Origin of the sequence: Pseudomonas sp. MNR3A, assembly GCF_009650575.1 — a bacterium.
Classification (GTDB): domain Bacteria; phylum Pseudomonadota; class Gammaproteobacteria; order Pseudomonadales; family Pseudomonadaceae; genus Aquipseudomonas; species Aquipseudomonas machongensis.
The window spans coordinates 86,040-110,520 of the sequence record NZ_VZZS01000004.1 but is presented as its reverse complement, the minus strand read 5'-3'; the positions used below and the strand labels follow the sequence as shown (position 1 = coordinate 110,520).

Genomic DNA, 24,481 nt, shown 5'->3' with positions numbered 1-24,481 from the left:
GTGGCCTACAGGTAATGGGCGTTGGCAGCGTCCAGGGTACCCTGGGCCTGCATGATCAATTCACAGAACTCGCGGGCTGCGCCTTCGCCGCCGCGTGCCTGGGTGACGCCGTGGGCGTGCTCGCGGACGAAGGTCGCGGCATTGGCCACGGCCATGCCCAGGCCCACCCGGCGGATTACCGGGAGGTCGGGAAGATCGTCGCCCAGGTAGGCGACCTGCTCGTAGCTCAGGCCCAGCTCGGCGAGCAGGCCGTCCAGCACCACCAGCTTGTCTTCGCGGCCCTGGAACAGGTGTGGAATGCCCAGGTTCTTTGCCCTGCGCTCGACCACGGGGGTCTTGCGTCCACTGATGATCGCGGTGGTTACGCCCGAGGCCATGAGCATCTTGATGCCGTGGCCATCGAGGGTGTTGAAGGTCTTGAATTCGCTGCCATCCTCGAGGAAGTACAGGCGGCCGTCGGTCAGCACGCCGTCCACGTCGAAGACGGCCAGCTTGATGGCTTGGGCGCGTTGCATCAGGTCCTGGGCCATTTACATCACTCCGGCGCGCAGCAGGTCGTGCATGTTCAGGGCGCCGGTCGGACGATCCTGGTGATCGACCACTACCAGTGCGCTGATCTTGTGGTCTTCCATGATCTTCAAGGCTTCGGCGGCGAGCATTTCGGCGCGGGCGGTCTTGCCGTGAACGGTCATGACTTCGTCGATGAGCGTCTTGTGCACGTCGATGTTGCGATCCAGGCTACGACGCAGGTCGCCGTCGGTGAAGACGCCGGCCAGGCGGCCGTCGTGCTCCATGACCACGGTCATGCCCAGGCCCTTGCGCGACATTTCCAGCAAGGCGTCCTTGAGCAGTGTGCCGCGCTGCACCTGGGGCAGTTCGTCGCCTGCGTGCATGACGTTCTCGACTTTCAACAGCAGGCGGCGGCCCAGGGCGCCACCCGGATGGGAGAACGCGAAGTCCTCGGCGGTGAAGCCTCGTGCCTCGAGCAGGGCGATGGCCAGGGCATCGCCCAGGACCAGGGCGGCGGTGGTGGACGAGGTGGGTGCCAGGTTCAGCGGGCAGGCTTCCTGGGCGACGCTGGCGTCGAGGTTGACTTCTGCAGCCTGTGCCAGTGGTGAGTCGGGCTTGCCGGTCAGGCTGATCATCTGGATGCCCAGGCGCTTGATCAGCGGCAGCAGCGTGACGATCTCTGCGGTGCTGCCGGAGTTGGACAGGGCGAGGATGACATCGTCGCGGGTGATCATGCCCATGTCGCCGTGGCTGGCTTCGGCCGGGTGCACGAAGAACGACGGGGTGCCGGTGCTGGCGAGGGTGGCGGCGATCTTGTTGCCGATATGGCCGGACTTGCCCATGCCGACCACGACAACCCGCCCCTTGCTGGCCAGGATCAGCTCGCAGGCCTTGACGAAATTGCCGTCGATACGGGCCCGCAGGCCTTCTACGGCCTCGAGTTCCAGGCGCAGGGTGCGCTGGGCGGATTGGATCAGCTCGCTGGATTGGCTCATGTCGAAAAAGCAATGCCTGATGAAAAGGCGCCGATTATAGCGGCAATGTTTGAAACGCTCACCTTCGAGTTGTCGTAGGCAGTTGCAAAATTGCTGTACGGTGCCTGAACGACTCGGGGAAATGGCCTTGGGGACAACTTTGCGCGGTGCTATAGTTCGCCGCTATTCGGCCCGCCAGGGATGCGTGTGCCTTCATGATGAAGGCAGGCGTCCATGTAGACGAGGCTGCATTGCAAGGAGTCTAGATGAGTTCGGATAGCGCCTACGCGGTCGAGTTGAAGGGCGTCACCTTCAAACGCGGTTCGCGCAGCATTTTCAGCAATGTCGACATCCGTATCCCCCGCGGCAAGGTCACTGGCATCATGGGGCCTTCCGGGTGCGGCAAGACAACTCTGCTGCGCCTGATGGGCGCGCAATTGCGCCCCTCCAGTGGCGAAGTCTGGGTAGGCGGGCAGAACCTGCCGGCCCTGTCGCGCAGCGACCTGTTCGATGCGCGCAAGCAGATGGGGGTGCTGTTTCAGAGCGGTGCGCTGTTTACCGACCTGGATGTCTTCGAGAACGTGGCCTTCCCGCTGCGCGTGCACACCCAGTTGTCCGACGAGATGATTCGCGACATCGTCCTGATGAAACTGCAGGCCGTGGGCCTGCGCGGTGCCATCGATCTGATGCCGGACGAGCTGTCAGGCGGCATGAAGCGCCGTGTGGCGCTGGCCCGGGCGATTGCGCTGGATCCGCAGATTCTCATGTACGACGAGCCTTTCGTCGGCCAGGACCCTATCGCCATGGGCGTTCTGGTGCGCCTGATCCGCCTGCTCAACGACGCCCTGGGCATCACCAGTATCGTCGTCTCGCACGACCTGGCCGAGACCGCGAGCATTGCCGACTACATCTATGTGGTCGGTGATGGCCAGGTACTGGGGCAGGGCACACCGGACGAACTGATGGGGTCGGACAACCCGCGTATCCGCCAGTTCATGAAGGGCGATCCGGACGGTCCGGTGCCATTCCACTTTCCTGCGCCAGACTACCGCGCCGATCTGCTGGGGACGCGTTGATGCGCAGAAAATCCATACTCGAACGCATTCGCCTGTTCGGGCGCGCCGCCATCGACGTGCTGGCCGTGCTCGGGCGCTCGTGCCTGTTCCTCTTCCATGCCCTGGCCGGACGCGGCGGCATCGGTGGCGGCTTCCAGCTGTTGACCAAGCAGCTCTATTCGGTGGGTGTGCTGTCGCTGGCGATCATCGTGGTATCCGGCATGTTCATCGGCATGGTGCTGGCCCTGCAGGGCTATAGCATCCTCACCAAGTACGGCTCCGAGCAGGCCGTCGGCCAGATGGTCGCCTTGACGCTGCTGCGCGAGCTGGGACCGGTCGTCACGGCGCTGCTGTTCGCCGGGCGTGCGGGTTCGGCGCTGACGGCCGAGATCGGCAACATGAAGTCCACCGAGCAGCTCTCCAGCCTGGAGATGATCGGTGTCGACCCGCTCAAGTACATCGTCGCCCCGCGCCTCTGGGCCGGCTTCATCTCGCTGCCGCTGCTGGCGCTGATCTTCAGCGTGGTCGGCATCTGGGGTGGATCGTGGGTGGCCGTGGACTGGCTGGGGGTCTACGAGGGCTCGTTCTGGGCCAACATGCAGAACAGTGTTTCTTTCAGCGATGACGTGATCAACGGGCTGATCAAAAGCCTGGTGTTTGCCTTCGTCGTCACCTGGATCGCCGTATTCCAGGGGTATGACTGCGAACCCACTTCAGAGGGGATCAGCCGTGCCACCACCAGGACCGTGGTCTATGCCTCGTTGGCAGTCCTGGGTCTGGACTTTATTCTGACCGCCTTGATGTTTGGAGATTTCTGATGCAAAACCGCACCCTGGAAATCGGTGTCGGCCTGTTCCTCCTGGCCGGGATCCTGGCGCTGCTGCTGCTGGCCCTGCGTGTCAGCGGCCTGTCGGCCAGTCCGACCAGCGACACCTATAAAGTTTATGCGTACTTCGACAATATCGCCGGTTTGACTGTCAGAGCTAAAGTGACCATGGCCGGTGTGACCATCGGCAAGGTCACGGCCATCGATCTGGATCGCGACTCCTATACCGGTCGGGTCACCTTGCAGTTGGACAAGTCGGTCGACAATCTGCCGACCGATTCCACTGCTTCGATCCTGACCGCCGGGTTGCTCGGCGAGAAGTACATCGGCATCAGCGTGGGCGGTGAAGAGCAGGTGCTCAAGGATGGCAGCACCATCCACGACACCCAGTCGGCCCTGGTGCTGGAAGATCTGATTGGCAAGTTCCTGCTCAACTCCGTTGGCAAGGAACCGAAAGAAGCCCAACCAGCTAATTGAGGAGTTTCCATGATTTCGATCCTGCGACGTGGCCTGCTGGTCCTGCTGGCGGCCTTCCCCCTGATGGCCCTGGCGGCGCCGGGCCAGTCTCCGCGCGACGTGGTTCAGGGCACCACCACTGAACTGCTGTCCGACCTCAAGGCGAACAAGGCGCAGTACAAGTCCAACCCGACCGCTTTCTATGATGCGCTCAATCGCATCCTTGGCCCGGTGGTCGATGCTGACGGCATCTCCCGGAGCATCATGACCGTCAAGTACTCGCGCAAGGCCACGCCGGAGCAGATGCAGCGCTTCCAGGAGAATTTCCGCCGCAGCCTGTTCCAGTTCTACGGCAACGCACTGCTTGAATACGACAACCAGGGCATCACCGTCGATCCAGCCAAGCCGGATGATGGCCAGCGTGCTTCGGTGGGCATGAAGGTGTCTGGCAACAATGGCGCGGTATACCCGGTCCAGTACACCCTGGAAAACATCGGTGGTGAGTGGAAGGTGCGTAATGTCATCGTCAATGGCATCAATATCGGCAAGCTGTTCCGCGACCAGTTCGCCGACGCGATGAACCGTAATGGCAACAACCTCGACAAGACCATCGACGGCTGGGCTGGCGAAGTGGCCAAGGCCAAGGAAGCTGCCGACAGCTCTCCCGAGAAGACGGTCAAATGAGTGAAGCCGACATGACGATGACCGAGCCGGGTGTCTTGCGCCTGGCCGGTGTGCTGGACTATCGCAGCGGGCCGGCCCTGCGCAAGCAGGGCAAGGCCTTGATCGCCGCCAGCTGCGAGCAGCGGCTGGTGCTCGACTGCTCGGCCGTGAGCAAGTCCAGCAGCGTGGGGTTGTCATTGTTGCTGGCGTTCATGCGTGATGCCCAGGCTGCTGGCAAGGCCTGGGAAGTGCGCGGCATGCCTGCAGACATGCGTGAAATCGCCGAGGTCTACGACCTCGATGAAGTGCTGGCGGGCTGATGGCCCGTCATCAAGGGAAGGCCCCTCGGTCAGCGCGTCCTCGTATGGGCTTCGCAGGCGAGGGGCTTTTTTGTATCATGGCCGACCCGCGCGCACTGGGCGCCGATTGAGGTTGAGCATGCAGGCCTTAGAAGTTAAGAGCTTCCTTGAAGAAAAACTGCCGGGAACCCGGGTCGAAGTTGAAGGCGAAGGCTGCAACTTCCAGTTGAACGTGATCAGCGACGAGCTGGCCGGCCAGAGCCCGGTCAAGCGTCAGCAGGCGATCTATGCTCACCTGAATCCGTGGATCGCCAACGGCAGCATCCATGCGGTAACGATGAAATTTTTCAGCAGCGCAGCCTGGGCTGAGCGCACCTGAGCCAACGTTGGCGGCGAGATTGAAATGGACAAACTGATTATTACTGGCGGCGCGCGCCTCGACGGCGAGATCCGCATTTCCGGCGCGAAGAACGCCGCCCTGCCGATTCTGTCGGCCACGCTCCTGGCCGATGGCCCGGTCACCGTCGGCAACCTGCCGCACTTGCACGACATCACCACCATGATCGAGCTGTTCGGGCGCATGGGCATCGAGCCTGTGATCGACGAGAAGCTGGCGGTGGAGATCGATCCGCGCACCATCAAGACGTTGGTTGCGCCCTACGAGCTGGTCAAGACCATGCGCGCCTCGATCCTGGTACTCGGCCCGATGGTCGCCCGCTTCGGCGAGGCCGAAGTCGCCTTGCCAGGTGGCTGCGCCATCGGTTCGCGTCCGGTCGACCTGCACATCCGTGGCCTTGAAGCAATGGGCGCGAAGATCGAAGTCGAAGGTGGTTACATCAAGGCCAAGGCCCCTGAAGGCGGCCTGCGTGGTGCGCACTTCTTTTTCGACACGGTCAGCGTGACCGGTACCGAGAACATCATGATGGCTGCTGCGCTCGCCAAGGGCCGCAGCGTGCTGCAGAACGCCGCGCGCGAGCCTGAAGTGGTCGACCTGGCCAACTTCCTGATCGCCATGGGTGCGAAAATCCAGGGCGCCGGTACCGACACCATCACCATCGATGGTGTCGAGCGCCTGCACTCGGCCAGCTACCGTGTGATGCCCGACCGTATCGAGACCGGTACCTACCTCGTCGCTGCTGCTGTTACCGGCGGTCGCGTCAAGGTCAAGGACACCGATCCGACCATCCTCGAAGCCGTCCTCGAGAAGCTCAAGGAAGCTGGCGCCGACATCACGACCGGTGAAGACTGGATCGAGCTGGACATGCACGGCAAGCGGCCCAAGGCCGTCAACCTGCGTACCGCGCCGTATCCGGCATTCCCGACCGACATGCAGGCACAGTTCATCTCCCTCAACGCCATTGCCGAAGGCACGGGCGCGGTGATCGAGACGATTTTCGAAAACCGCTTCATGCACGTGTACGAGATGCACCGCATGGGCGCGCAGATCCAGGTCGAGGGCAATACCGCCATCGTCACCGGGGTCAAGGCGCTCAAGGGTGCGCCCGTGATGGCTACCGACCTGCGCGCTTCGGCGAGCCTGGTGCTGTCTGCGCTGGTCGCCGAAGGTGATACCCTGATCGACCGCATCTACCACATCGACCGTGGTTACGAGTGCATCGAGGAAAAACTGCAGATGCTGGGCGCGAAGATCCGTCGCGTACCGGGCTAGTCGCGCTCTCTGCCTGTGATCGGCACACGGACGTGCCAGCCGAATCGAACACGGCCAGGTCGATGACTTGGCCGGCTGTAGCCGCTTAAGGACCGACGTTGCAATGTTGACCATCGCGCTTTCCAAAGGCCGTATTCTCGACGATACCCTGCCGCTGCTGGCCGAGGCCGGTATCGTGCCGACCGAGAACCCGGACAAGAGCCGCAAGCTGATCATCCCCACCACGCAGGACGACGTGCGCCTGCTCATCGTGCGTGCCACCGACGTGCCGACCTACGTCGAGCATGGTGCCGCCGACCTGGGTGTGGCCGGCAAGGACGTGTTGATGGAATACGGCGGCCAAGGTCTGTACGAGCCGCTCGACCTGCAGATCGCCAAGTGCAAGTTGATGACCGCTGGCGTCGTTGGTGCACCCGAGCCCAAGGGGCGTCTGCGTGTGGCCACCAAGTTCGTCAACGTAGCCAAGCGCTATTACGCCGAACAAGGCCGCCAGGTCGACATCATCAAACTCTATGGCTCCATGGAGCTGGCCCCGCTGATCAACCTCGCCGACAAGATCATCGACGTGGTGGATACCGGCAACACCCTGCGCGCCAATGGCCTCGAGCCACAGGAGCTGATCGCCACGATCAGTTCGCGCCTGGTGGTGAACAAGGCCTCCATGAAGATGCAGCACGCCCGTATCCAGAATCTCATCGACACCCTGCGCAAGGCTGTCGAATCGCGACACCGCGGCTGACTTCTGCGCGCGACCTTCGCTGTCGCGCCCGTCTATCCGCGTCATAGCCACTTTTCTCGGGTGCCCGCGCGGATGGACTGGTAGCCTAGGGCGCCTGAGCATTCGCCAATAAAACGAGGCCCTCGTCATGACCGTGTCCACTGCAATTGCCCGTCTCAACGCTGCTGATCCGGATTTCGCGCGACATCTGGATCATCTGCTGAGCTGGGAAAGCGTGTCCGATGACGCGGTCAACCAGCGGGTGCTCGACATCATCAAGGCCGTGCGCGAGCGTGGCGATGCGGCGCTGGTGGAGTTCACCCAGCGTTTCGATGGCGTTGATGCCAAGTCCATCGATGACCTGATCCTGGGTCGCGAGCGCCTGGAACTGGCCCTGACTCGGATCTCCGCAGCCCAGCGCGAGGCGCTGGAAACTGCCGCCAACCGCGTGCGCAGCTACCACGAACGACAGAAGCAGGATTCCTGGCAGTACACCGAGGCTGATGGCACCGTGCTCGGCCAGAAAGTCACCCCGCTCGATCGCGCAGGGCTGTACGTGCCTGGCGGCAAGGCGTCGTACCCGTCATCGGTACTGATGAATGCCATCCCCGCCAAGGTGGCCGGTGTCGGTGAGGTGGTCATGGTGGTGCCGACCCCGCGTGGAGAGATCAACGAGCTGGTGCTGGCTGCGGCCTGTATCGCCGGCGTCGATCGCGTGTTCACCGTCGGTGGCGCGCAGGCAGTCGCGGCGTTGGCCTACGGCACCGAGAGCGTGCCGCAGGTCGACAAGATCGTCGGTCCCGGCAATATCTACGTAGCCACCGCCAAACGCCATGTGTTCGGCCAGGTCGGCATCGACATGATCGCCGGGCCATCGGAAATCCTCGTGGTATGCGATGGCCAGACCGACCCGGACTGGATCGCCATGGACCTGTTCTCCCAGGCCGAGCACGACGAAGATGCGCAGGCGATCCTGGTCAGCCCTGATGCGGCCTTCCTCGACCGCGTGGCGGCCAGCATCGACAAGCTGCTGCCCACCATGGAGCGCGCCGAGATTATCGAGAAGTCGATCAACGGTCGAGGCGCCCTGATCCAGGTACGTGACATGCAGCAGGCCATCGAGGTTGCCAACCGCATCGCCCCGGAACACCTCGAATTGTCGGTCGCCGACCCGCAGGCCTGGTTGCCGCAGATCCGCCATGCCGGCGCGATCTTCATGGGCCGCCACACCAGCGAGGCCCTGGGTGACTACTGTGCAGGCCCTAACCACGTGTTGCCCACATCCGGCACCGCACGGTTCTCTTCACCGCTGGGGGTGTATGACTTCCAGAAGCGTTCGTCGATCATCTTCTGCTCCGAGCAGGGCGCATCCGAGCTCGGTCACACTGCATCCGTACTGGCCCGTGGCGAGTCGCTGACCGCCCACGCCCGTAGCGCCGAATACCGCATCCTCAACGAGAAGGGGAACTGAACATGAGTCGATTCTGGAGCCCCTTCGTCAAGGACCTGGTGCCTTACGTGCCGGGTGAGCAGCCCAAGCTGGCTCGCCTGGTCAAGCTCAATACCAACGAAAACCCCTATGGGCCTTCGCCCAAGGCGTTGGAGGCCATGCGTGGCGAGTTGAGCGACAACCTGCGCCTGTACCCGGATCCGAATAGCGACCGGCTCAAGCAGGCTGTGGCTGATTACTACAAGGTCACCCCGCAGCAGGTCTTCGTCGGCAACGGTTCGGACGAAGTGCTGGCGCACATCTTCCACGGCCTGTTCCAGCACGGCGCGCCGCTGCTGTTCCCGGATATCAGCTACAGCTTCTATCCGGTGTACTGCGGCTTGTACGGTATCGACTTCGAGCAGGTGGCGCTGGACGAGCAGTTCCAGATCCGCATCGAGGACTACAACAAGCCCAATGCCGGGATCATCTTCCCCAACCCTAACGCTCCGACTGGCTGCCTGCTGCCGCTCGAGGCCATCGAGCGCTTGCTCCAGGCCAATCGCGACTCGGTGGTGGTCGTGGACGAAGCCTACATCGACTTTGGCGGCGAAACCGCCATCGCACTGGTGGACCGCTACGACAATTTGCTGGTGACCCAGACCCTGTCCAAGTCTCGCTCGCTGGCGGGTCTGCGGGTGGGGCTGGCCGTGGGGCATCCGGACCTGATCGAGGCACTGGAGCGGATCAAGAACAGCTTCAACTCCTATCCGCTCGATCGCATGGCGATCGTCGGTGCGGCGGCAGCGTTCGAAGATCGCGCTTACTTCGACGAGACCTGCCGCAAGGTCATCGACAGCCGCGAGGCGCTGGTCGAGCAGTTGACGGCGCGGGGCTTCGAGGTGCTGCCATCGGCGGCCAACTTCATCTTCGCCCGGCACCCGCAACAGGATGCGGCTGAACTGGCGGCGCGCCTGCGTGAGCAGGGGGTGATCGTGCGGCACTTCAAGCAGGCACGGATCGCGCAGTTCCTGAGGATCACCGTTGGAACGCCGGAGATGAACCAGGCGTTGATCGATGCGTTGAACGGGTAGTTCGCGTCGTTCCTGTCGCGGGGCAAGTCGGAGCGGCGATGCAGCGATCCGACTTGCCCCGCGATGCTTTTCAGCGCTATTGTTGCCACTTGTAAATTCATCCGATGACTGGACGTTAGTATGTCCCTGTTGATCAAGCGCTCCCTGGTGGAGCAAGCCGTGGACCAATTGCGCGAGCGCATTGCCCAGGGCGCGTGGGCTGTGGGGCAGCGCCTGCCCACCGAGCCGGAACTGGCCCTGGAACTGGGCATCAGCCGCAATACCGTGCGTGAAGCCATGCGTGTGCTGGCCTTCAGTGGTCTGGTAGAAGTGCGCCAGGGCGACGGCAGCTATCTGCGCACCGCCCAAGACCCCTTGCAGGCAGTGCAGGCCATCTCGCGCTGCACGGTCGAGCAGGCCCGCGAGACCCGTTGCATCCTCGAAGCCGAGGCCATCGGCCTCGCCGCCCTGCGGCGCACCGACGATGATCTGCGCGACTTGCGCGAGGCCCTGGAGCGCAGCTGTGGGCACTTTCACGGCGATCTGGACACCTATGTGGCCTGTGACCTGGTGTTCCACCAGCGTCTGGTGGACGCAGCGCACAACCCCGCACTGAGCGAGTTGTACCGCTACTTTTCCAGCGTCGTCGCTGCAGCGGTGCAGCACAACATGAGTGCGCTTCCCCGCAGTCAACGAGTGTTCGACCTGCATGTGCAGATCCTCGACGCCATCGAACAACGCGACCCGGACGCGGCCAAGCGCCTGAGCCGGGCCCTCATCGAATCTTGAGCCCGAGTGCCCCATGCCTGAACAACTGACGTCCAACCACTCCAAGCACGACCCTGAACTCGATGAGCTGCTGATCGATGCCGAGGCTGACGACGAACAGGTCCAGCAGCAGCCGGTGATGCTGCGCCGACCTTGGTTGCTGTTGCTGGGGTTGGTACTGGTCGCGTTGAACCTGCGCCCGGCGCTGTCGAGCATGGCGCCGGTGCTGGGCCAGGTGTCCGAGGGGCTGGGGCTCAATGCTTCCGCGGCAGGTTTACTGACGACCTTGCCTGTCCTGTGCCTGGGCCTGTTCGCGCCACTGGCGCCGATCCTGGCGCGTCGTTTTGGCAGCGAGCGGGTGATTCTGGGCATCCTCCTGACCCTGGCGCTGGGGATCCTGCTGCGCAGTGCACTCGGTGCGACCGGGGTATTCGTCGGCAGCCTGATCGCCGGTGCCAGCATCGGCATCATCGGCGTGCTGCTACCGGGCATCGTCAAGCGTGATTTCCCCGCTCATGCCGGCACCCTGACGGGCGTCTACACCATGGCCCTGTGCCTTGGCGCAGCGATGGCCGCGGGCAGCACCGTGCCCTTGAGCCAGTACTTCGGCGACAGTTGGGCCATGGGGCTGGGCTTCTGGCTGTTGCCCGCGCTGCTGGCGATGCTGGTGTGGGCGCCCCAGGCGCGCCAAGGGCATGGCGCGCACCAGGTGGCCTATCGGGTGCGGGGGCTGTGGCGGGATCGGTTGGCCTGGCAGGTAACGTTGTACATGGGGCTGCAGTCCTCGCTGGCCTACATCGTGTTCGGCTGGCTGCCGTCGATTCTCATCGGTCGTGGCCTGAGCCCCACGCAAGCCGGTCTGGTGCTTTCGGGGTCGGTGCTGGTGCAGCTGATCAGCTCGCTCAGTGCGCCCTGGCTGGCGACCCGCGGCAAGGATCAGCGGCTGGCGATCGTGGTGGTGATGCTGGTCACCCTCGGCGGCTTGTTCGGATGCCTGTATGCGCCAATCTCGGGGCTGTGGGGCTGGGCGGTGCTGCTGGGGCTGGGGCAAGGCGGTACTTTCGCCCTGGCCTTGACCCTGATCGTGCTGCGTTCGAAGGATTCGCACGTGGCTGCGAACTTGTCGAGCATGGCCCAGGGCGTCGGCTACACGCTGGCTTCGATGGGCCCGTTCGCGGTCGGATTGGTACATGACCTCACCGATGGCTGGGCAGCGGTTGGCTGGATCTTCGCGGTGCTGGGGCTTGGGGCGATCGTCTTCGGTCTGGGGGCCGGGCGGGCGCTGCATGTGCAGGTCGTCAGCGAGCGGGTGTGAAACCGGTGCGACGCTGGATGCATTCATGGCGCAAATGACCATGGCGCGAAGGCGGGGCGCGGATTATCGTGCAGCTTTCGATTCACTGGACGGACCTGCCCCATGAGTGACGCCAACAGCGCCCTGATCACCCGTTTTTATCAGGCCTTCCAGCGCCTGGACGCCGAGGCCATGGTGGCCTGCTACAGCGATGACATCGTTTTCAGCGATCCGGCCTTCGGTACCTTGCGCGGCCAGGACGTGGGTGACATGTGGCGGATGCTGACCACCCGCGCCAAGGACTTCTCCCTGACCTTCGACAGCGTGCACGCGGATGCACAGGGTGGTAGTGCCCATTGGGTCGCCACTTACCTGTTCAGCCAGACCGGCCGTACCGTGGTCAATGATATCCAGGCTCGTTTCGTGTTCCGTGACGGTTTGATCTGTCAGCATGACGACAGTTTCGACCTGTGGCGTTGGTCGCGCCAAGCCCTTGGTACGCCTGGTCTGATACTGGGGTGGAGCCCTCTGGTAAGAAACAAGGTCCGCCAGCAGGCCACCAAGGGCCTGCGGGCATTCCAGGCGCGCTGATCGCTTTTTCAGGACGTGGGAACCGCCTGTTCGTTACTGTGATAGCTGAACGTGGCCTTGTCATGGGCCTGCTGCGGCATGCGGATGCGGATGATCGGGATGTAGGCGCCGTAGGTCTCGTACCAGTCCTTCTGGTCCGCCTGTGCTTGCTCGAGCGCCCCCCACATGCCTTCGATGTGGAAGAACGACTGGATCGGCAGTCTGTGGGATTGGTCCTCTTCCCAGGCTTGAACGATGACTTCATTCCAAGGGAATGGTAGTTCGGAGGCGAACATTCGCTGTGCCGTCAGGCTCTGGTAGAAGGCGTCGGCCCGCTCGCTCTTGCGGACGTCACGGACATCGAATGCGCATTGGCGCTTGTAGTCCCCGGAGCGGCGGAACTCGTCGATCCAGGCCTGCGCGGTCGTGATGCCTTGCTCATGGCACAGGCGCTCGGTCGAGGTGGTTTGGCTGTTGTTGCCACAGCCTTGTTGTTCGCGAGTCCAGGTATCGCCATCGGTTGGCCAGGCGCACAGCACCTGATAGGTGATCGACCCTGCCGGGCGCTGCATGCGCGGGTACAGGGTAAAGCCGCTGCGGGCGTCGGCAGCCAGGCTTGTGATCGGCAGGTCGGTGCGCAGGTAGGAGAACGAGACGCCGCCTTTTTCCTTGTTGTTCGGGCTATGATGCCAGGTGTGATACTTGGGGGATGGTTTGGTCGCGCGGATCAGTACGCCCGAACAACCGTGGGCCGGAATGGCCGAACCCCCACAGTCAACCGGTGCAGCATCATAGTTTTCCTGCATCTGCGCAGCGGTTCGCTCGCCGAGGGACGCCTGGGCCAGGAATGGCGTTAGCAGCGCAGCTGTGGCTAGCAGCCGGAAACATTTTTTCAACATGGTAGAGCCCTGGATATGGATGGGCTCTCCAAACTAATGACACTCAGGATCCCTGTGGCGAGTGAAGATATTCCCGAACGGGAGGCCAAGCCCTGGTACGTGTACCTCGTGCGGGCGGCCAATGGCTCGCTGTATTGCGGCATCAGTGACGATCCGCAGCGACGCTTCCAGAAGCATCAGAAAGGGCAGGGCGCGCGATATTTCAAGACCAGCCCGGCGCAGGCATTGGTCTATGTCGAGCAGTGGCCGGACAAAGGCGAAGCCCTGCGTCAGGAGCGGCTGGTGAAAAAGCTGCGTAAATCGGCGAAGGAGGCGCTGGTCGCCTCCTTCGCGCAGGGTGGGGCGACGCTCGAACTCAGTCCTTGCGGCGCTTGAGCTGATCGATCAGTTGTGTCGGAAGGCCCTTGATCACCAGGGTTCCGGCTTCTTCGTCATACTCGATCTTCGAGCCCAGCAGGTGGGCCTCGAAGCTGATCGACAGACCCTCGGCACGTCCAGTGAAACGGCGGAACTGGTTCAGGGTGCGTTTGTCCGCAGGAATTTCCGGCGACAGGCCGTAGTCCTTGTTGCGGATGTGGTCGAAGAACGCCTTGGGGCGGTCTTCGTCGATCAGGCTCGACAGTTCCTCCAGGGTGATCGGCTCGCCCTGCTTGGTCTGGCTGGTGGCATAGTCAACCAGGGTCTGGGTCTTCTCGCGCGCCGCTTCCTCGGGCAGATCCTCGCTTTCGACGAAGTCGCTGAACGCCTTGAGCAGGGTTCGGGTTTCACCAGGGCCATCGACACCTTCCTGACAGCCGATGAAATCGCGGAAGTAGTCCGACACCTTCTTGCCGTTCTTACCCTTGATGAAGGAAATGTACTGCTTCGAGTGCTGATTGTTCTTCCACTCGGACAGGTTGATTCGCGCGGCCAGGTGCAGTTGCCCCAAGTCCAGGTGGCGCGACGGGGTGACGTCGAGTTCGGCGTTCACCGCCACGCCTTCGCTGTGGTGCAGCAGGGCGATGACCAGGTACTCGGTCATGCCTTGCTGATAATGGGCGAACAGCACATGACCGCCTGTGGACAGGTTCGACTCTTCCATCAGCTTCTGCAGGTGCTCGACTGCGATGCGACTGAAGGTGGTGAAGTCCTTTTCCTCTTCCTGATACTGCTTGAGCCAGCCACTGAGCGGGTAGGCGCCGGACTCTCCGTGGAAGAAGCCCCAGGCCTTGCCCTGTTTGGCGTTATAGCTGTCGTTGAGGTCGGCCAGGAGGTTCTCGATGGCGTCCGACGCCGCCAGTTCGGTGTCTCGCGCATGGAGCACGGCGGGGCTGCCGTCGGGCTTCTTGTCGATCAGGTGAACGATGCAATGACGGATTGGCATGGAATTCTCTGAAAGGATGGGCGGTGCGATACCGCGCTGCAAAGTGGCTCAGTTTACCGCAGGGCAGGGGTGATGCAGTGGCCAGATGTTGGCGGAAATGACAGTTGTTCGTTTTTTGTTCAAAAATCTGCGCTTTTCGGGCAAACCCCCGAAAAACCTCAATAAAATCACGGTCGACAGCGGATATTTCCTGGTTCCTGTGTTAGCTTTGCGCCGTCTTGCGCCCCTTGGGGTGGCGCATTGCTGGCAGCTCGCTTGCGTCGTGTCGAACCAAACGCTGATTTTCGTATCTACATACGCGATTGGCGAGGCTCGCCGGACCTTCCGTGCAGGCCCGATAACGATGAAGCACGCTGCATACCTCTGATTTGATAGGGAAGGAACACCACCATGGCATTGACCAAAGACCAACTGATTGCCGACATCGCCGAAGCCATCGACGCGCCGAAAACCACCGCGCGCAACGCTCTGGAGCAACTGGGCCAGATCGTCGCTGACCAACTGGAAAACGGCGCTGAAATCACCCTGCCAGGCATCGGCAAGCTGAAAGTCTCCGAGCGTCCTGCCCGCACTGGCCGTAACCCTTCGACTGGCGCTGCCATCGAAATCGCTGCCAAGAAAGTCGTCAAATTCGTACCAGCCAAGGTCCTGAACGACGCCATCAACAAGTAATTGTCGATGCTTCATTGAAACCGCGCCCGGCTTGTCCGGGCGCGGTTTTTTCACGCCTGCGCCTTGCCTCGCGCGGCATGCCAGGCGCTGCGCATGGCGTCGTCCTGGAAGCTCCAGGCCACCATGCGGCTCTGTTTCTGGCCCTGGCCCATCTCTACGACGCGCTGGGCTTTCACGCCCGCTTTCTTGAGCGCCGCTTCGATCCCCGGCAGGTTGCTGACCTTGGACACCAGGCTGGTGAACCACAGCACCCGCTCGCCATACTGCGCACTTTCGTTCACCAGTTGGGTGACGAAGCGGATCTCGCCCCCCTCGCACCACAGCTCGTTGTTCTGCCCGCCGAAGTTCAGCACTGGCAACTTGCGGGTGGGATCCTGCTTGCCCAGATTCTTCCATTTGCGCTGGCTGCCACGGGTGGCCTCCTCGCGCGAGCCGTGGAAGGGCGGGTTACACAGGGTCAGGTCGAAGCGCTCGTCGTCCTGCAGCAGACCGCTGAGGATGTGCTTGCGGTTGGCCTGCTGGCGCAGGGTGATGGCCTTGTTCAGGCCATTGGCCTGGACGATCGCCTTGGCCGAGGCCAGCGCCGTGGCGTCGATATCCGAGCCGAGAAAGCGCCAGCGGTAGTCGCTATGGCCGAGCAGCGGGTAGATGCAGTTGGCGCCGACGCCGACGTCCAGCGCGCGCACCTGGGCGCCGCGTGGGACCTGCCCGCCGTTGTCTTCGGCCAGCAGGTCGGCGAGCACGTGGATGTAGTCGGCGCGTCCTGGGATCGGCGGGCACAGGTAGTCCGCGGGGATGTCCCAGTGCTGGATGCCGTAATGGGCCTTTAGCAAGGCACGGTTGAACACGCGCACGGCCTCGGGGTTGGCGAAGTCGATGCTGGGTTTGCCGTGGGGGTTGGTGATGGTGAACCGGGCCAGGTCAGGATGGGCCTTGATCAGGCTGGGGAAGTCGTAGCGGCCCTGGTGGCGATTGCGCGGATGCAGGGTGGGTTTGTTCTGGGTCATGCTCGTGTCCGGTGTCGCTTGCACTGGCCAGAGGCCGCAGGGCGGCCCATTTGCGGCCAAGGCCGCTCCCTCAGGATAGTGGGCTCCTTGAGGGCAGCCCATTCCTGTGGGAGCGGCCTTGGCCGCGAACGAGGGCGAAGCCCTCGCCGGTCAGTTCAGCAATGTCAGGTTACAGCGCTGCAATCCGCGCATGCTGCTCGGTGAAGTTGGCCAGGGCCTGTTCGGACTCGGCCAGCTTGGCGCGTTCCTTCTCGATCACCGCAGGCGGTGCCTTGTCGACGAAGGCGGCGTTGGACAGCTTGCCGCCGACACGCTGGACCTCACCCTGCAGGCGCTGGATTTCCTTGTTCAGGCGTGCAAGCTCGGCGTCCTTGTCGATCAGGCCGGCCATCGGTACCAGTACCTGCAGATCGCCCACCAGTGCGGTGGCCGACAGCGGCGCTTCGTCCTGCTCGCCGAGTACGGTGAAGGTCTCGACCTTGGCCAGCTTCTTGAGCAGCGCTTCGTTTTCCTGCAGGCGACGCTGGTCGTCGGCATTGGCGTTCTTCAGGAACAGCGGCAGGGGCTTGCCCGGGCCGATGTTCATCTCGGCGCGGATGTTGCGCAGGCCGACCATCAGCTCCTTGAGCCATTCGATGTCGCCTTCGGCGCCGGCATCGATGCGGCTCTCATTGGCCACCGGCCAAGGCTGAAGCATGATGGTCTTGCCCTGGACGCCCGCCAGCGGCGCGATGCGCTGCCAGATTTCTTCGGTGATGAACGGCATGAACGGATGCGCCAGGCGCAGTACCACTTCCAGCACGCGGACCAGGGTACGGCGAGTACCGCGGGCGCGCTCGATGGGCGCATTCTCATCCCACAGTACCGGCTTGGACAGCTCCAGGTACCAGTCGCAGTACTGGTTCCAGACGAACTCGTACAGCGCCTGGCTGGCCAGGTCGAAGCGGAACTGCTCGAGCTGGCGGGTCACTTCCGCTTCGGTGCGTTGCAGTTGCGAGATGATCCAGCGATCGGCCAGTGACAACTCGTAGGCCTCGCCGTTCTGGCCGCAGTCCTCGCCTTTGTCCAGCACGTAGCGAGCAGCGTTCCAGATCTTGTTGCAGAAGTTGCGGTAGCCTTCGACGCGGCCCATGTCGAACTTGATGTCACGGCCGGTGGAGGCCAGCGAGCAGAAGGTGAAGCGCAGGGCATCGGTGCCGTAGCTGGCGATACCCTCGGGGAATTCGGCCTTGGTCTGCTTGGCGATCTTCTCGGCGAGTTTGGGCTGCATCAGGCCGCTGGTACGTTTTTCCAGCAGCGCTTCGAGCGTGATGCCGTCGACGATGTCCAGCGGGTCGAGCACGTTGCCCTTGGACTTGGACATCTTCTGGCCTTGGCCATCGCGCACCAGGCCATGCACGTACACGGTCTTGAACGGGACCTGCGGGGTGCCATCCTCGTTCTTGATCAGGTGCATGGTCAGCATGATCATCCGGGCGACCCAGAAGAAGATGATGTCGAAGCCCGTGACCAGTACGTCGGTGGAGTGGAATTTCTTCAGGAACTCGGTCTGTTCGGGCCAGCCGAGCGTGGAGAAGGTCCACAGGCCCGAGCTGAACCAGGTGTCGAGCACGTCGTCGTCCTGACGCAGGACCACATCGCTGCCCAGGCCGTGCTTGGTCCGCACTTCTTCCTCGTTGCGGCCGACATAGACCTGGCCGGCCTCGTCGTACCACGCCGGGATGCGGTGGCCCCACCACAGTTGGCGGCTGATGCACCAGTCCTGGATGTCGCGCATCCAGGAGAAGTACATGTTCTCGTACTGTTTCGGCACGAATTGGATGCGACCGTCTTCAACGGCGGCGATGGCTGGCTCGGCCAGCGGCTTGGTGGAGACGTACCACTGGTCGGTCAGCCACGGCTCGATGACTGTACCCGAGCGGTCGCCTTTCGGCACTTTCAGGGCGTGGTCATCGACGCTGACCAGCAGCCCCTGCGCGTCCAGGTCGGCAACCATTTGCTTGCGCGCCACGAAGCGGTCGAGGCCGGCGTACTGCGCAGGCAGCAAGGTGTCGAGGTTTTCGTTGACGCTGCCATCGAGGTTGAACGCCTGGACCGCGGCGAGCACGGTGGCGTTCTTGTGGAAGATGTTCAGCAGCGGCAGGTTGTGGCGCTTGCCGACTTCATAGTCGTTGAAGTCGTGGGCCGGGGTGATTTTCACGCAGCCGGTACCGAACTCGGGATCGCAGTAGTCGTCGGCGATGATCGGGATGCGGCGTCCGACCAGCGGCAGCTCGACGAACTTGCCGATCAGCGCCTGGTAGCGTTCGTCGGTCGGGTTGACGGCAACGGCGACGTCACCGAGCAGGGTTTCCGGGCGGGTGGTGGCAACGACCAGGTGGTCCTTGCCTTCGGCCGTGGTGGCCCCATCGGCCAGCGGGTAGCGCAGGTTCCACAGGTGGCCTTTCTCGTCGTGGTTTTCCACTTCGAGGTCGGAAATCGCGGTGTGCAGCTTGGTGTCCCAGTTGACCAGACGCTTGCCGCGGTAGATCAGACCATCCTCATGCAGGCGCACGAAGGCTTCCTTGACGGCTTCGGACAGGCCGTCATCCATGGTGAAGCGTTCGCGGCTCCAGTCGACCGACGAACCCAGGCGACGGATCTGGCGGCTGATGTTGCCACCGGACTGATCCTTCCACTCCCAGACCTTCTCCAGGAACTTTTCGCGGCCCAGGTCGTGGCGGTTCTGGCCTTTCGCCTCGAGCTGGCGCTCCACCAGCATCTGCGTGGCGATGCCGGCGTGGTCGGTGCCCGGCTGCCACAGGGTGTCGCGCCCCTGCATGCGGCGGAAGCGGATCAGGGCGTCCATGATCGCGTTGTTGAACCCATGACCCATGTGCAGGCTGCCGGTCACGTTCGGCGGTGGGATCATGATGGTGTAGGACTCGCCTGCACCTTGCGGGGCGAAATAGTTCTCGGACTCCCAGGTGTTGTACCAGGAAGTTTCGATGGCGTGCGGCTGGTAGGTCTTATCCATGCGCGGCGGGACCCTTAGGCATAAATACGGAAAAGCCGAAGAGTATACAACGGGCAGGGCCCAGGGGACATGGGATCGTTATATTGCACGACGATGGTGTGCTTTTCGCGGGCAAGCCCGCTCCCACAGGCACACCACAGTTCTCGAGGCTGTGGTGTGCCTGTGGGAGCGGGCTTGCCCGCGAAAAGGACGCCGCAAAAGGCGAGTGTTACTCGGAACGCTTGATCAACCGTTCCATCCGCGCTTCGAGGCGACGCTTGACCTCTGTCTCGATGTGCGGAACGAAGTCGTTGATCACATCCTGCATGATCGATTGCGCCGCAGCGCGCAGTTCGGTGTCCAGGTGCAGCAGGGTGTCCTGGCGGCGAGTCTGGGCATCTTCTTCCGGCGCGCTGGCCTGGGCAGGTTCGACGGCGGTTGTCGCGTTGCCGGTCGGCTCATCGAGCAGCAGGGGAATCTGCTCGACCGTTTCGGTCAGCAGCGGCGGCTGCAGGTCGGCGTCGCCAAGCAACTGGCGGATCGACTCGAGATCGTCGAGCAGGTGGGCGGATTGTGTCAGTGAGGAGGGTTTGTCCATCGTCGTCAAAGTCGCTGTAAGCGGTGGTCTTGCAGAGCATAGCCCTGTTCGCGGTAGAAACGGAATCGCTCGCGGGCCAACTGGCGAATGGACGCCTCTTCGACAACGATCTCTGCGACCCGCTCGAACTGGCCGACGAACCCTGGCACATCACCGCCCAGGTTGATCAGCAGGTCGCGGTGCTCGCCAGCAGTGTCGCCCAGGCCCAATGCGACCCTGGCATCGGCGTGTTGCTCGGCCAGGTCATGGGGCACGAAAGCCTCGCCCTTGAAGTGCCACAGGCGTTCATCCAGGGCGTTTCGCTGTTCGTCGTCCTGGCAATGCAGGTAGACCCGGTGGCCGAGGCGCCAGGCCTTTTCGCACAGCTTGCAGGCGAAATCCAGCCGCGCCGACAGCGAGTCGGTGGGCAGGATGTAGAAATCGACTTTGCTCATGGTCAGGTATGTTGAGCTTGAAGGTGGAGGGGCCGTGACGGCCCTGTCGCGGGGCGAGCCCGCTCCCACAGGTTCGCTGCAGTGCTGATCTGTGGGAGCGGGCTTGCCCGCGACAGGGCCGCCATGGTCTTACGCCATCAAACGCCCGCGCGATCCAGCAGGTACTGGGTCAGCAGCGGAACAGGACGGCCGGTGGCACCCTTGTCCTTGCCACCGCTGACCCATGCGGTACCGGCGATGTCCAGGTGGGCCCAGCTGTAGTTCTTGGTGAAGCGCGACAGGAAGCAGCCCGCGGTGATGGTGCCGGCTTTAGGGCCGCCGATGTTGGCGATGTCGGCGAACGGGCTGTCCAGTTGTTCCTGGTACTCGTCGAACAGCGGCAGTTGCCAGGCGCGGTCGTCGGCACGCTTGCCAGCGTCGAGCAACTGGCCGACCAGATCGTCGCTGTTGCCCATCAGGCCCGAGGTGTGGCTGCCCAGGGCGACGATGCAGGCGCCGGTGAGGGTGGCGATGTCGATCACCGCCTGCGGTTTGAAGCGCTCGGCATAGGTCAGCGTGTCGCACAGCACCAGGCGGCCTTCGGCGTCGGTGTTGAGGATCTCGACGGTCTGCCCGCTCATGGTGGTGACGATGTCGCCCGGGCGGGTTGCGCCGCCGCTGGGCATGTTCTCGGCGCAGGCCAGCAGGCACACCAGGTTGATCGGCAACTGCAGCTCGAGCACTGCACGCAGGGTGCCGAACACGCTGGCGGCGCCGCCCATGTCGTACTTCATTTCATCCATGCCGGCACCGGGTTTGAGGCTGATGCCGCCGGTATCGAAGGTGATGCCCTTCCCGACCAGCACGAACGGCTTGTCGGTCTTCTTGGTACCTTGGTATTGCATGACGATCAGGCGTGGCGGCTGATCGCTGCCCTGGCCTACGGCGTAGAACGCGCCCATGCCCAGGTCCTTGATCTTCTTCTCGTCGAGCACTTCGACCTTGACGCCCTTGTGCGCCTTGCCCAGTTCCTTGGCCTGCTCGGCGAGGAAGCTCGGGTGGCAGACGTTTGGCGGCAGGTTGCCCAGGTCGCGGGTCAGGCTCATGCCGGTGGTGATGGCGGTGGCATGCTTGACCGCACGCTCGACGTCAGCCTGGCCGGCTTTGTCGGCGAGCAGGGTGACTTTCTTCAGGGCGCGCGGTTCGGCCTTCTGGCTCTTGAAACGGTCGAACACGTAGCTGCCGTCGAGCAGGGTTTCGGCCAGCAGGCGATATTTGCCGTAATGACCGTCGCGGTTGGCCACGGCGATGTCGTCCAGGGCCAGCACGGCGTCACCGCCTGCCAGGTTGCGCAGCACCCCGGCAACGCTGGCGATCAGCTTGCGCCAGGCACGATCGCCCAGGGCTTCATCCTTGCCGCTGCCAACCAGCAGCACGCGCTCGGCCTTGAGGCCCGGCAGGCTCTGCAGCAGCAGGGTCTGGCCCGGCTTGCCGGCCAGGTCGCCGCGCTTGAGGATGGCGCTGATGGCGCCATCGGTCGCCTGATCAACGGCCTTGGCCACGGTGCCAAGCTTGCGGCCTTCGCCGACCGGCACGACCAGGGTGGCGGTTTTCACGGATGCTGCGGCTACGGTCTTTACAACCAGTTCCATGTCAGGGTCCCCGAATGATCTCTGTTGTTGGCCACTGCCGCAGGGTGAGTGCGACAGGCCTGGCCGCGTGCTTGCGTGCCAGTTGAAAAGCGGCCAGTTTGAGCCTGCCGCCGCCTTGCTGACAACCCCGGTCTATGCTTTTGCAGGGCAGCGCCTGCTTCAATGGCGGGGCTTTGTCGCACTTTTACGGTCATGACGTCCGCTGTCATGCGCCGCCAAGTGACAGGCGCGCCCAATCACAGGATAATGCGCGCACTTTTACATGGAGGTTCGCTTGAGGCGAACCGGCATAGGTCTTGGCTTTACTCAGTCATTGTCTGGCAATCCGCCCCTGACAACCCAGGAGTGTCTGGTTTGATCGTCTTTCGTTATCTGTCCCGCGAGGTCCTGGTGACCTTGAGCGCCGTCAGCGCAGTGCTGTTGGTGATCATCATGAGCGGGCGCTTCATCAAATACCTGGCCCAGGCGGCCCAGGGTGCGCTCGACCCGGGCGTGCTGTTCCTGATCATGGGCTTCCGCCTGCCGGGCTTCCTGCAACTGATCCTGCCGCTGGGCCTGTTCCTCGGTATCCTGCTGGCCTACGGGCGCCTGTATCTCGAAAGCGAGATGACCGTGCTCTCGGCCACCGGCATGAGTCAGCAGCGTCTGCTGACGCTGACGCTGGCGCCGGCTGCGCTGGTTGCGCTGGTGGTTGCCTGGCTGAGCTTGAGCCTGGCCCCCCAAGGTGTGGCCCAGGTGCAGAAGATCATCGCCCAGCAGGATGCCCTGACCGAGTTCGATACGCTCGTGCCGGGTCGTTTCCAGACCCTGCGTGACGGCACGCGCGTCACCTACACCGAGCAGATGTCCGACGACCGCGTCAACCTGGGCGGGGTGTTCATTTCCGAGAAGCGCTTCAACCAGGACAAGACCAAGGACCGCGCACCGTCGGTATTGGTGGCGGAAAAAGGCCATCAGGAGGTGCAGCCTGATGGCAACCGCTACCTGATCCTGGAAAACGGTTACCGTTACGACGGCAACCCCGGCCAGGCCGACTATCGGGCGATCAAGTACGACACCTACGGTGTACTGCTGCCCAAGCCTGAGGTGAGCGAGGAAGTCACCGAGCGTGAAGCCATCCCGACCACCGACCTGTTCGGGCATGACGGCCTGCGTGAGCGCGCCGAACTGCAATGGCGCCTGTCGCTGCCGCTGCTGGTATTCATCGTGACCCTGCTGGCCGTGCCGCTGGCCAAGGTCAACCCGCGCCAGGGCCGCTTCCTCAAGTTGCTGCCGGCGATCCTCCTGTACATGGCCTACCTGACGATGCTGATTTCCGTTCGCGGCGCCCTCGAGAAGGGCAAGTTGCCGATCTCCCTGGGCATCTGGTGGGTGCACGCGTTGTTCCTGCTCATCGGCCTGGCGCTGATGTACTGGGAGCCGCTGCGCCTGAAGATGGCCGCGCGCCGTGCGGGGGTGGCCCATGGTTAAGATCGACCGCTATATCGGCCAGAGCGTACTGCTGGCCATCCTGGCCGTGCTGGGGATCATCCTCGGCCTGGCCTCGCTGTTCGCCTTCATCGACGAGATGGGCGATTTGAGCGATACCTATACCCTGCTCGACGCCGGCAGCTACGTGCTGCTCACCGCGCCGCGTCGGCTGTATGACATGCTGCCGATGGCTGCGCTGATCGGCTGCCTGATCGGCCTGGGCAGCCTGGCCAGCAGCAGCGAGCTGACCATCATGCGTGCTGCGGGCGTGTCCATCGGTCGTATCGTCTGGGCGGTGATGAAGCCGATGCTGGTGCTGATGCTGGTCGGTCTGCTGATTGGCGAATACGTCGCACCGGTCACCGAGAACAAGGCCCAGGCCGAGCGCTCGCTGGCGCAGGGCGGTGGTGAGGCGCAAAGCTCCAAGCGCGGCATGTGGCACCGCCAGGGCGAAGAGTTCGTGCACATCAACTCGGTACAGCCCAACGGCTTGCTGCTCGGTGTGACCCGCTACCGTTTCGACGAACAACGCAAGATCGTCGCTTCCAGCTTCGCCCGCCGCGCGCTGTACCAGGATCAGCGCTGGGTGCTGCACGACGTCAGCACCACGTTCTTCCGTGGCGACCACACCGAAGTGGTGCAGGCACCGGAAGAAATCTGGGACGTGTCGGTGACGCCGGAATTGCTCAATACCGTGGTGCTGCCTCCCGAGTCGTTGTCGATCACCGGGTTGTGGGAATACATCCACTACCTGGCCGACCAGGGCCTGAACAACGCCCGTTACTGGCTGGCGTTCTGGACCAAGATCCTGCAACCCGCGGTGACCGCTGCACTGGTCCTGATGGCGATTTCCTTCATCTTCGGCCCGCTGCGCTCGGTGACCCTGGGTCAGCGCGTGTTTACCGGCGTGCTGGTGGGCTTCGTGTTCCGCATCGCCCAGGACCTGCTGGGGCCGTCAAGCCAGGTGTTCGGCTTCCCGCCGCTGTTGGCGGTGGTGATTCCAGCCGGGATCTGCGCACTGGCCGGTGTGTGGTTGTTGCGTCGGGCAGGGTGATGAGCCAGGCGTGAATGAGAAAGCCGACCCCAGGGTCGGCTTTTTTGTGGCTCG

Annotated in this window: 27 protein-coding genes; 18 read left to right on the top strand and 9 right to left on the bottom strand. The window is 63.1% G+C overall.

The window, feature by feature from the left end; all coding sequences use genetic code 11:
• Positions 1 to 5 precede the first annotated feature (5 nt).
• Both F6X62_RS03145 and F6X62_RS03140 read right to left on the bottom strand, forming a co-directional pair.
• Positions 6 to 530, bottom strand: coding sequence for an HAD family hydrolase (locus F6X62_RS03145; RefSeq protein WP_153772670.1), 525 nt, complete (start codon positions 528 to 530; stop codon positions 6 to 8).
• Positions 531 to 1,505, bottom strand: a complete 975-nt coding sequence (locus F6X62_RS03140; protein WP_153772669.1) for a KpsF/GutQ family sugar-phosphate isomerase — start codon at positions 1,503 to 1,505, stop codon at positions 531 to 533.
• Between the two features lie 245 nt (positions 1,506 to 1,750).
• On the opposite strand from F6X62_RS03140, the gene F6X62_RS03135 reads away from it, so the two are divergent.
• The 13 genes from F6X62_RS03135 to F6X62_RS03075 all read left to right on the top strand — a co-directional run bounded on the left by F6X62_RS03135 (position 1,751) and on the right by F6X62_RS03075 (position 12,325).
• Complete coding sequence (locus F6X62_RS03135) at positions 1,751 to 2,560, top strand: ATP-binding cassette domain-containing protein (protein ID WP_054894375.1); 810 nt, start codon at positions 1,751 to 1,753, stop codon at positions 2,558 to 2,560.
• Positions 2,560 to 3,357 (top strand): lipid asymmetry maintenance ABC transporter permease subunit MlaE, encoded by a 798-nt coding sequence (mlaE, locus tag F6X62_RS03130; RefSeq protein WP_063543173.1) that lies wholly within the window; start codon positions 2,560 to 2,562, stop codon positions 3,355 to 3,357. Before F6X62_RS03135 ends, mlaE begins: the two co-directional genes overlap by 1 nt.
• Positions 3,357 to 3,842 carry an outer membrane lipid asymmetry maintenance protein MlaD gene (gene mlaD, locus F6X62_RS03125; RefSeq protein WP_054894373.1) on the top strand — a complete coding sequence of 162 codons (486 nt, stop codon included), beginning with the start codon at positions 3,357 to 3,359 and terminating at the stop codon, positions 3,840 to 3,842. The genes mlaE and mlaD overlap by 1 nt, the downstream gene beginning before the upstream one ends.
• A gap of 9 nt (positions 3,843 to 3,851) precedes the next feature.
• A complete protein-coding gene (locus F6X62_RS03120; protein WP_063543175.1) occupies positions 3,852 to 4,505 on the top strand; it encodes a phospholipid-binding protein MlaC in 654 nt (217 codons plus the stop codon).
• A complete protein-coding gene (locus tag F6X62_RS03115; protein WP_153772668.1) occupies positions 4,502 to 4,804 on the top strand; it encodes a lipid asymmetry maintenance protein MlaB in 303 nt (100 codons plus the stop codon). Before F6X62_RS03120 ends, F6X62_RS03115 begins: the two co-directional genes overlap by 4 nt.
• A gap of 118 nt (positions 4,805 to 4,922) precedes the next feature.
• Positions 4,923 to 5,162 (top strand): BolA family protein, encoded by a 240-nt coding sequence (locus F6X62_RS03110; protein ID WP_054894370.1) that lies wholly within the window; start codon positions 4,923 to 4,925, stop codon positions 5,160 to 5,162.
• Between the two features lie 24 nt (positions 5,163 to 5,186).
• Complete coding sequence (murA, locus tag F6X62_RS03105) at positions 5,187 to 6,452, top strand: UDP-N-acetylglucosamine 1-carboxyvinyltransferase (RefSeq protein ID WP_065863244.1); 1,266 nt, start codon at positions 5,187 to 5,189, stop codon at positions 6,450 to 6,452.
• Positions 6,453 to 6,555: 103 nt separating this feature from the next.
• Positions 6,556 to 7,191: an ATP phosphoribosyltransferase gene (gene hisG, locus F6X62_RS03100; RefSeq protein WP_063543179.1), complete on the top strand. Its 636-nt coding sequence runs from the start codon at positions 6,556 to 6,558 to the stop codon at positions 7,189 to 7,191.
• 127 nt (positions 7,192 to 7,318) lie between these two features.
• Positions 7,319 to 8,641, top strand: a complete 1,323-nt coding sequence (gene hisD, locus F6X62_RS03095; protein WP_054894367.1) for a histidinol dehydrogenase — start codon at positions 7,319 to 7,321, stop codon at positions 8,639 to 8,641.
• 2 nt (positions 8,642 to 8,643) lie between these two features.
• Positions 8,644 to 9,693, top strand: coding sequence for a histidinol-phosphate transaminase (gene hisC / locus F6X62_RS03090; RefSeq protein WP_153772667.1), 1,050 nt, complete (start codon positions 8,644 to 8,646; stop codon positions 9,691 to 9,693).
• A gap of 120 nt (positions 9,694 to 9,813) precedes the next feature.
• Positions 9,814 to 10,461, top strand: coding sequence for a FadR/GntR family transcriptional regulator (locus F6X62_RS03085; protein ID WP_054894365.1), 648 nt, complete (start codon positions 9,814 to 9,816; stop codon positions 10,459 to 10,461).
• Between the two features lie 13 nt (positions 10,462 to 10,474).
• Entirely contained in the window at positions 10,475 to 11,755 is a 1,281-nt protein-coding gene (locus F6X62_RS03080; protein WP_153772666.1) for an MFS transporter, read from the top strand.
• Between the two features lie 102 nt (positions 11,756 to 11,857).
• Entirely contained in the window at positions 11,858 to 12,325 is a 468-nt protein-coding gene (locus F6X62_RS03075) for a nuclear transport factor 2 family protein (RefSeq protein ID WP_153772665.1), read from the top strand.
• Between the two features lie 8 nt (positions 12,326 to 12,333).
• On the opposite strand, the gene F6X62_RS03070 is transcribed toward F6X62_RS03075, so the two are convergent.
• Positions 12,334 to 13,203, bottom strand: a complete 870-nt coding sequence (locus F6X62_RS03070) for a hypothetical protein (RefSeq protein ID WP_153772664.1) — start codon at positions 13,201 to 13,203, stop codon at positions 12,334 to 12,336.
• Positions 13,204 to 13,239: 36 nt separating this feature from the next.
• Between F6X62_RS03070 and F6X62_RS03065 the strand changes: the two genes are divergently transcribed.
• A complete protein-coding gene (locus F6X62_RS03065) occupies positions 13,240 to 13,578 on the top strand; it encodes a GIY-YIG nuclease family protein (protein WP_153772702.1) in 339 nt (112 codons plus the stop codon).
• Here the strand turns inward: F6X62_RS03065 and yejK are convergent.
• Positions 13,559 to 14,566 (bottom strand): nucleoid-associated protein YejK, encoded by a 1,008-nt coding sequence (yejK, locus tag F6X62_RS03060; RefSeq protein WP_063543191.1) that lies wholly within the window; start codon positions 14,564 to 14,566, stop codon positions 13,559 to 13,561. The two genes, F6X62_RS03065 and yejK, sit on opposite strands and share 20 nt — an antisense overlap.
• 85 nt (positions 14,567 to 14,651) lie before the next feature.
• Between yejK and F6X62_RS03055 the strand changes: the two genes are divergently transcribed.
• A complete protein-coding gene (locus F6X62_RS03055) occupies positions 14,652 to 14,933 on the top strand; it encodes a hypothetical protein (RefSeq protein ID WP_151925722.1) in 282 nt (93 codons plus the stop codon).
• 23 nt (positions 14,934 to 14,956) lie between these two features.
• Entirely contained in the window at positions 14,957 to 15,238 is a 282-nt protein-coding gene (locus F6X62_RS03050) for an HU family DNA-binding protein (RefSeq protein WP_054894359.1), read from the top strand.
• Positions 15,239 to 15,288: 50 nt separating this feature from the next.
• Here the strand turns inward: F6X62_RS03050 and rlmF are convergent, their stop codons facing one another.
• The 5 genes from rlmF to F6X62_RS03025 form a co-directional block, all read right to left on the bottom strand.
• Complete coding sequence (gene rlmF / locus F6X62_RS03045) at positions 15,289 to 16,245, bottom strand: 23S rRNA (adenine(1618)-N(6))-methyltransferase RlmF (protein ID WP_153772663.1); 957 nt, start codon at positions 16,243 to 16,245, stop codon at positions 15,289 to 15,291.
• A 169-nt stretch (positions 16,246 to 16,414) separates the two neighbouring features.
• Positions 16,415 to 19,261 carry a valine--tRNA ligase gene (locus tag F6X62_RS03040; RefSeq protein WP_153772662.1) on the bottom strand — a complete coding sequence of 949 codons (2,847 nt, stop codon included), beginning with the start codon at positions 19,259 to 19,261 and terminating at the stop codon, positions 16,415 to 16,417.
• Positions 19,262 to 19,469: 208 nt separating this feature from the next.
• A complete protein-coding gene (locus tag F6X62_RS03035; protein WP_153772661.1) occupies positions 19,470 to 19,838 on the bottom strand; it encodes a DNA polymerase III subunit chi in 369 nt (122 codons plus the stop codon).
• 5 nt (positions 19,839 to 19,843) lie between these two features.
• Positions 19,844 to 20,272, bottom strand: coding sequence for a DNA polymerase III subunit chi (locus F6X62_RS03030; protein ID WP_054895503.1), 429 nt, complete (start codon positions 20,270 to 20,272; stop codon positions 19,844 to 19,846).
• Positions 20,273 to 20,409: 137 nt separating this feature from the next.
• Entirely contained in the window at positions 20,410 to 21,903 is a 1,494-nt protein-coding gene (locus F6X62_RS03025) for a leucyl aminopeptidase (RefSeq protein WP_153772660.1), read from the bottom strand.
• A gap of 354 nt (positions 21,904 to 22,257) precedes the next feature.
• Here F6X62_RS03025 and lptF point away from each other — a divergent pair, with 354 nt between their 5' ends.
• Together lptF and lptG are read left to right on the top strand one after the other, a co-directional pair.
• The gene (gene lptF / locus F6X62_RS03020; RefSeq protein WP_153772659.1) at positions 22,258 to 23,373 is read left to right on the top strand and encodes an LPS export ABC transporter permease LptF; all 1,116 of its coding nucleotides are present in this window, start codon (positions 22,258 to 22,260) and stop codon (positions 23,371 to 23,373) included.
• The gene (gene lptG / locus F6X62_RS03015) at positions 23,366 to 24,427 is read left to right on the top strand and encodes an LPS export ABC transporter permease LptG (RefSeq protein WP_054895506.1); all 1,062 of its coding nucleotides are present in this window, start codon (positions 23,366 to 23,368) and stop codon (positions 24,425 to 24,427) included. The genes lptF and lptG overlap by 8 nt, the downstream gene beginning before the upstream one ends.
• The last annotated feature ends 54 nt before the right edge of the window (positions 24,428 to 24,481 follow it).

Excerpts from the sequence above, each read along its gene's own strand:
- F6X62_RS03145 (WP_153772670.1), bottom strand. The coding sequence starts at position 530 with ATGGCCCAGGACCTGATGCAACGCGCCCAAGCCATCAAGCTGGCCGTC.
- F6X62_RS03140 (WP_153772669.1), bottom strand. The coding sequence starts at position 1,505 with ATGAGCCAATCCAGCGAGCTGATCCAATCCGCCCAGCGCACCCTGCGC.
- F6X62_RS03135 (WP_054894375.1), top strand. The coding sequence starts at position 1,751 with ATGAGTTCGGATAGCGCCTACGCGGTCGAGTTGAAGGGCGTCACCTTC.
- mlaE (WP_063543173.1), top strand. The coding sequence starts at position 2,560 with ATGCGCAGAAAATCCATACTCGAACGCATTCGCCTGTTCGGGCGCGCC.
- mlaD (WP_054894373.1), top strand. The coding sequence starts at position 3,357 with ATGCAAAACCGCACCCTGGAAATCGGTGTCGGCCTGTTCCTCCTGGCC.
- F6X62_RS03120 (WP_063543175.1), top strand. The coding sequence starts at position 3,852 with ATGATTTCGATCCTGCGACGTGGCCTGCTGGTCCTGCTGGCGGCCTTC.
- F6X62_RS03115 (WP_153772668.1), top strand. The coding sequence starts at position 4,502 with ATGAGTGAAGCCGACATGACGATGACCGAGCCGGGTGTCTTGCGCCTG.
- F6X62_RS03110 (WP_054894370.1), top strand. The coding sequence starts at position 4,923 with ATGCAGGCCTTAGAAGTTAAGAGCTTCCTTGAAGAAAAACTGCCGGGA.
- murA (WP_065863244.1), top strand. The coding sequence starts at position 5,187 with ATGGACAAACTGATTATTACTGGCGGCGCGCGCCTCGACGGCGAGATC.
- hisG (WP_063543179.1), top strand. The coding sequence starts at position 6,556 with ATGTTGACCATCGCGCTTTCCAAAGGCCGTATTCTCGACGATACCCTG.
- hisD (WP_054894367.1), top strand. The coding sequence starts at position 7,319 with ATGACCGTGTCCACTGCAATTGCCCGTCTCAACGCTGCTGATCCGGAT.
- hisC (WP_153772667.1), top strand. The coding sequence starts at position 8,644 with ATGAGTCGATTCTGGAGCCCCTTCGTCAAGGACCTGGTGCCTTACGTG.
- F6X62_RS03085 (WP_054894365.1), top strand. The coding sequence starts at position 9,814 with ATGTCCCTGTTGATCAAGCGCTCCCTGGTGGAGCAAGCCGTGGACCAA.
- F6X62_RS03080 (WP_153772666.1), top strand. The coding sequence starts at position 10,475 with ATGCCTGAACAACTGACGTCCAACCACTCCAAGCACGACCCTGAACTC.
- F6X62_RS03075 (WP_153772665.1), top strand. The coding sequence starts at position 11,858 with ATGAGTGACGCCAACAGCGCCCTGATCACCCGTTTTTATCAGGCCTTC.
- F6X62_RS03070 (WP_153772664.1), bottom strand. The coding sequence starts at position 13,203 with ATGTTGAAAAAATGTTTCCGGCTGCTAGCCACAGCTGCGCTGCTAACG.
- F6X62_RS03065 (WP_153772702.1), top strand. The coding sequence starts at position 13,240 with ATGACACTCAGGATCCCTGTGGCGAGTGAAGATATTCCCGAACGGGAG.
- yejK (WP_063543191.1), bottom strand. The coding sequence starts at position 14,566 with ATGCCAATCCGTCATTGCATCGTTCACCTGATCGACAAGAAGCCCGAC.
- F6X62_RS03055 (WP_151925722.1), top strand. The coding sequence starts at position 14,652 with ATGTTGGCGGAAATGACAGTTGTTCGTTTTTTGTTCAAAAATCTGCGC.
- F6X62_RS03050 (WP_054894359.1), top strand. The coding sequence starts at position 14,957 with ATGGCATTGACCAAAGACCAACTGATTGCCGACATCGCCGAAGCCATC.
- rlmF (WP_153772663.1), bottom strand. The coding sequence starts at position 16,245 with ATGACCCAGAACAAACCCACCCTGCATCCGCGCAATCGCCACCAGGGC.
- F6X62_RS03040 (WP_153772662.1), bottom strand. The coding sequence starts at position 19,261 with ATGGATAAGACCTACCAGCCGCACGCCATCGAAACTTCCTGGTACAAC.
- F6X62_RS03035 (WP_153772661.1), bottom strand. The coding sequence starts at position 19,838 with ATGGACAAACCCTCCTCACTGACACAATCCGCCCACCTGCTCGACGAT.
- F6X62_RS03030 (WP_054895503.1), bottom strand. The coding sequence starts at position 20,272 with ATGAGCAAAGTCGATTTCTACATCCTGCCCACCGACTCGCTGTCGGCG.
- F6X62_RS03025 (WP_153772660.1), bottom strand. The coding sequence starts at position 21,903 with ATGGAACTGGTTGTAAAGACCGTAGCCGCAGCATCCGTGAAAACCGCC.
- lptG (WP_054895506.1), top strand. The coding sequence starts at position 23,366 with ATGGTTAAGATCGACCGCTATATCGGCCAGAGCGTACTGCTGGCCATC.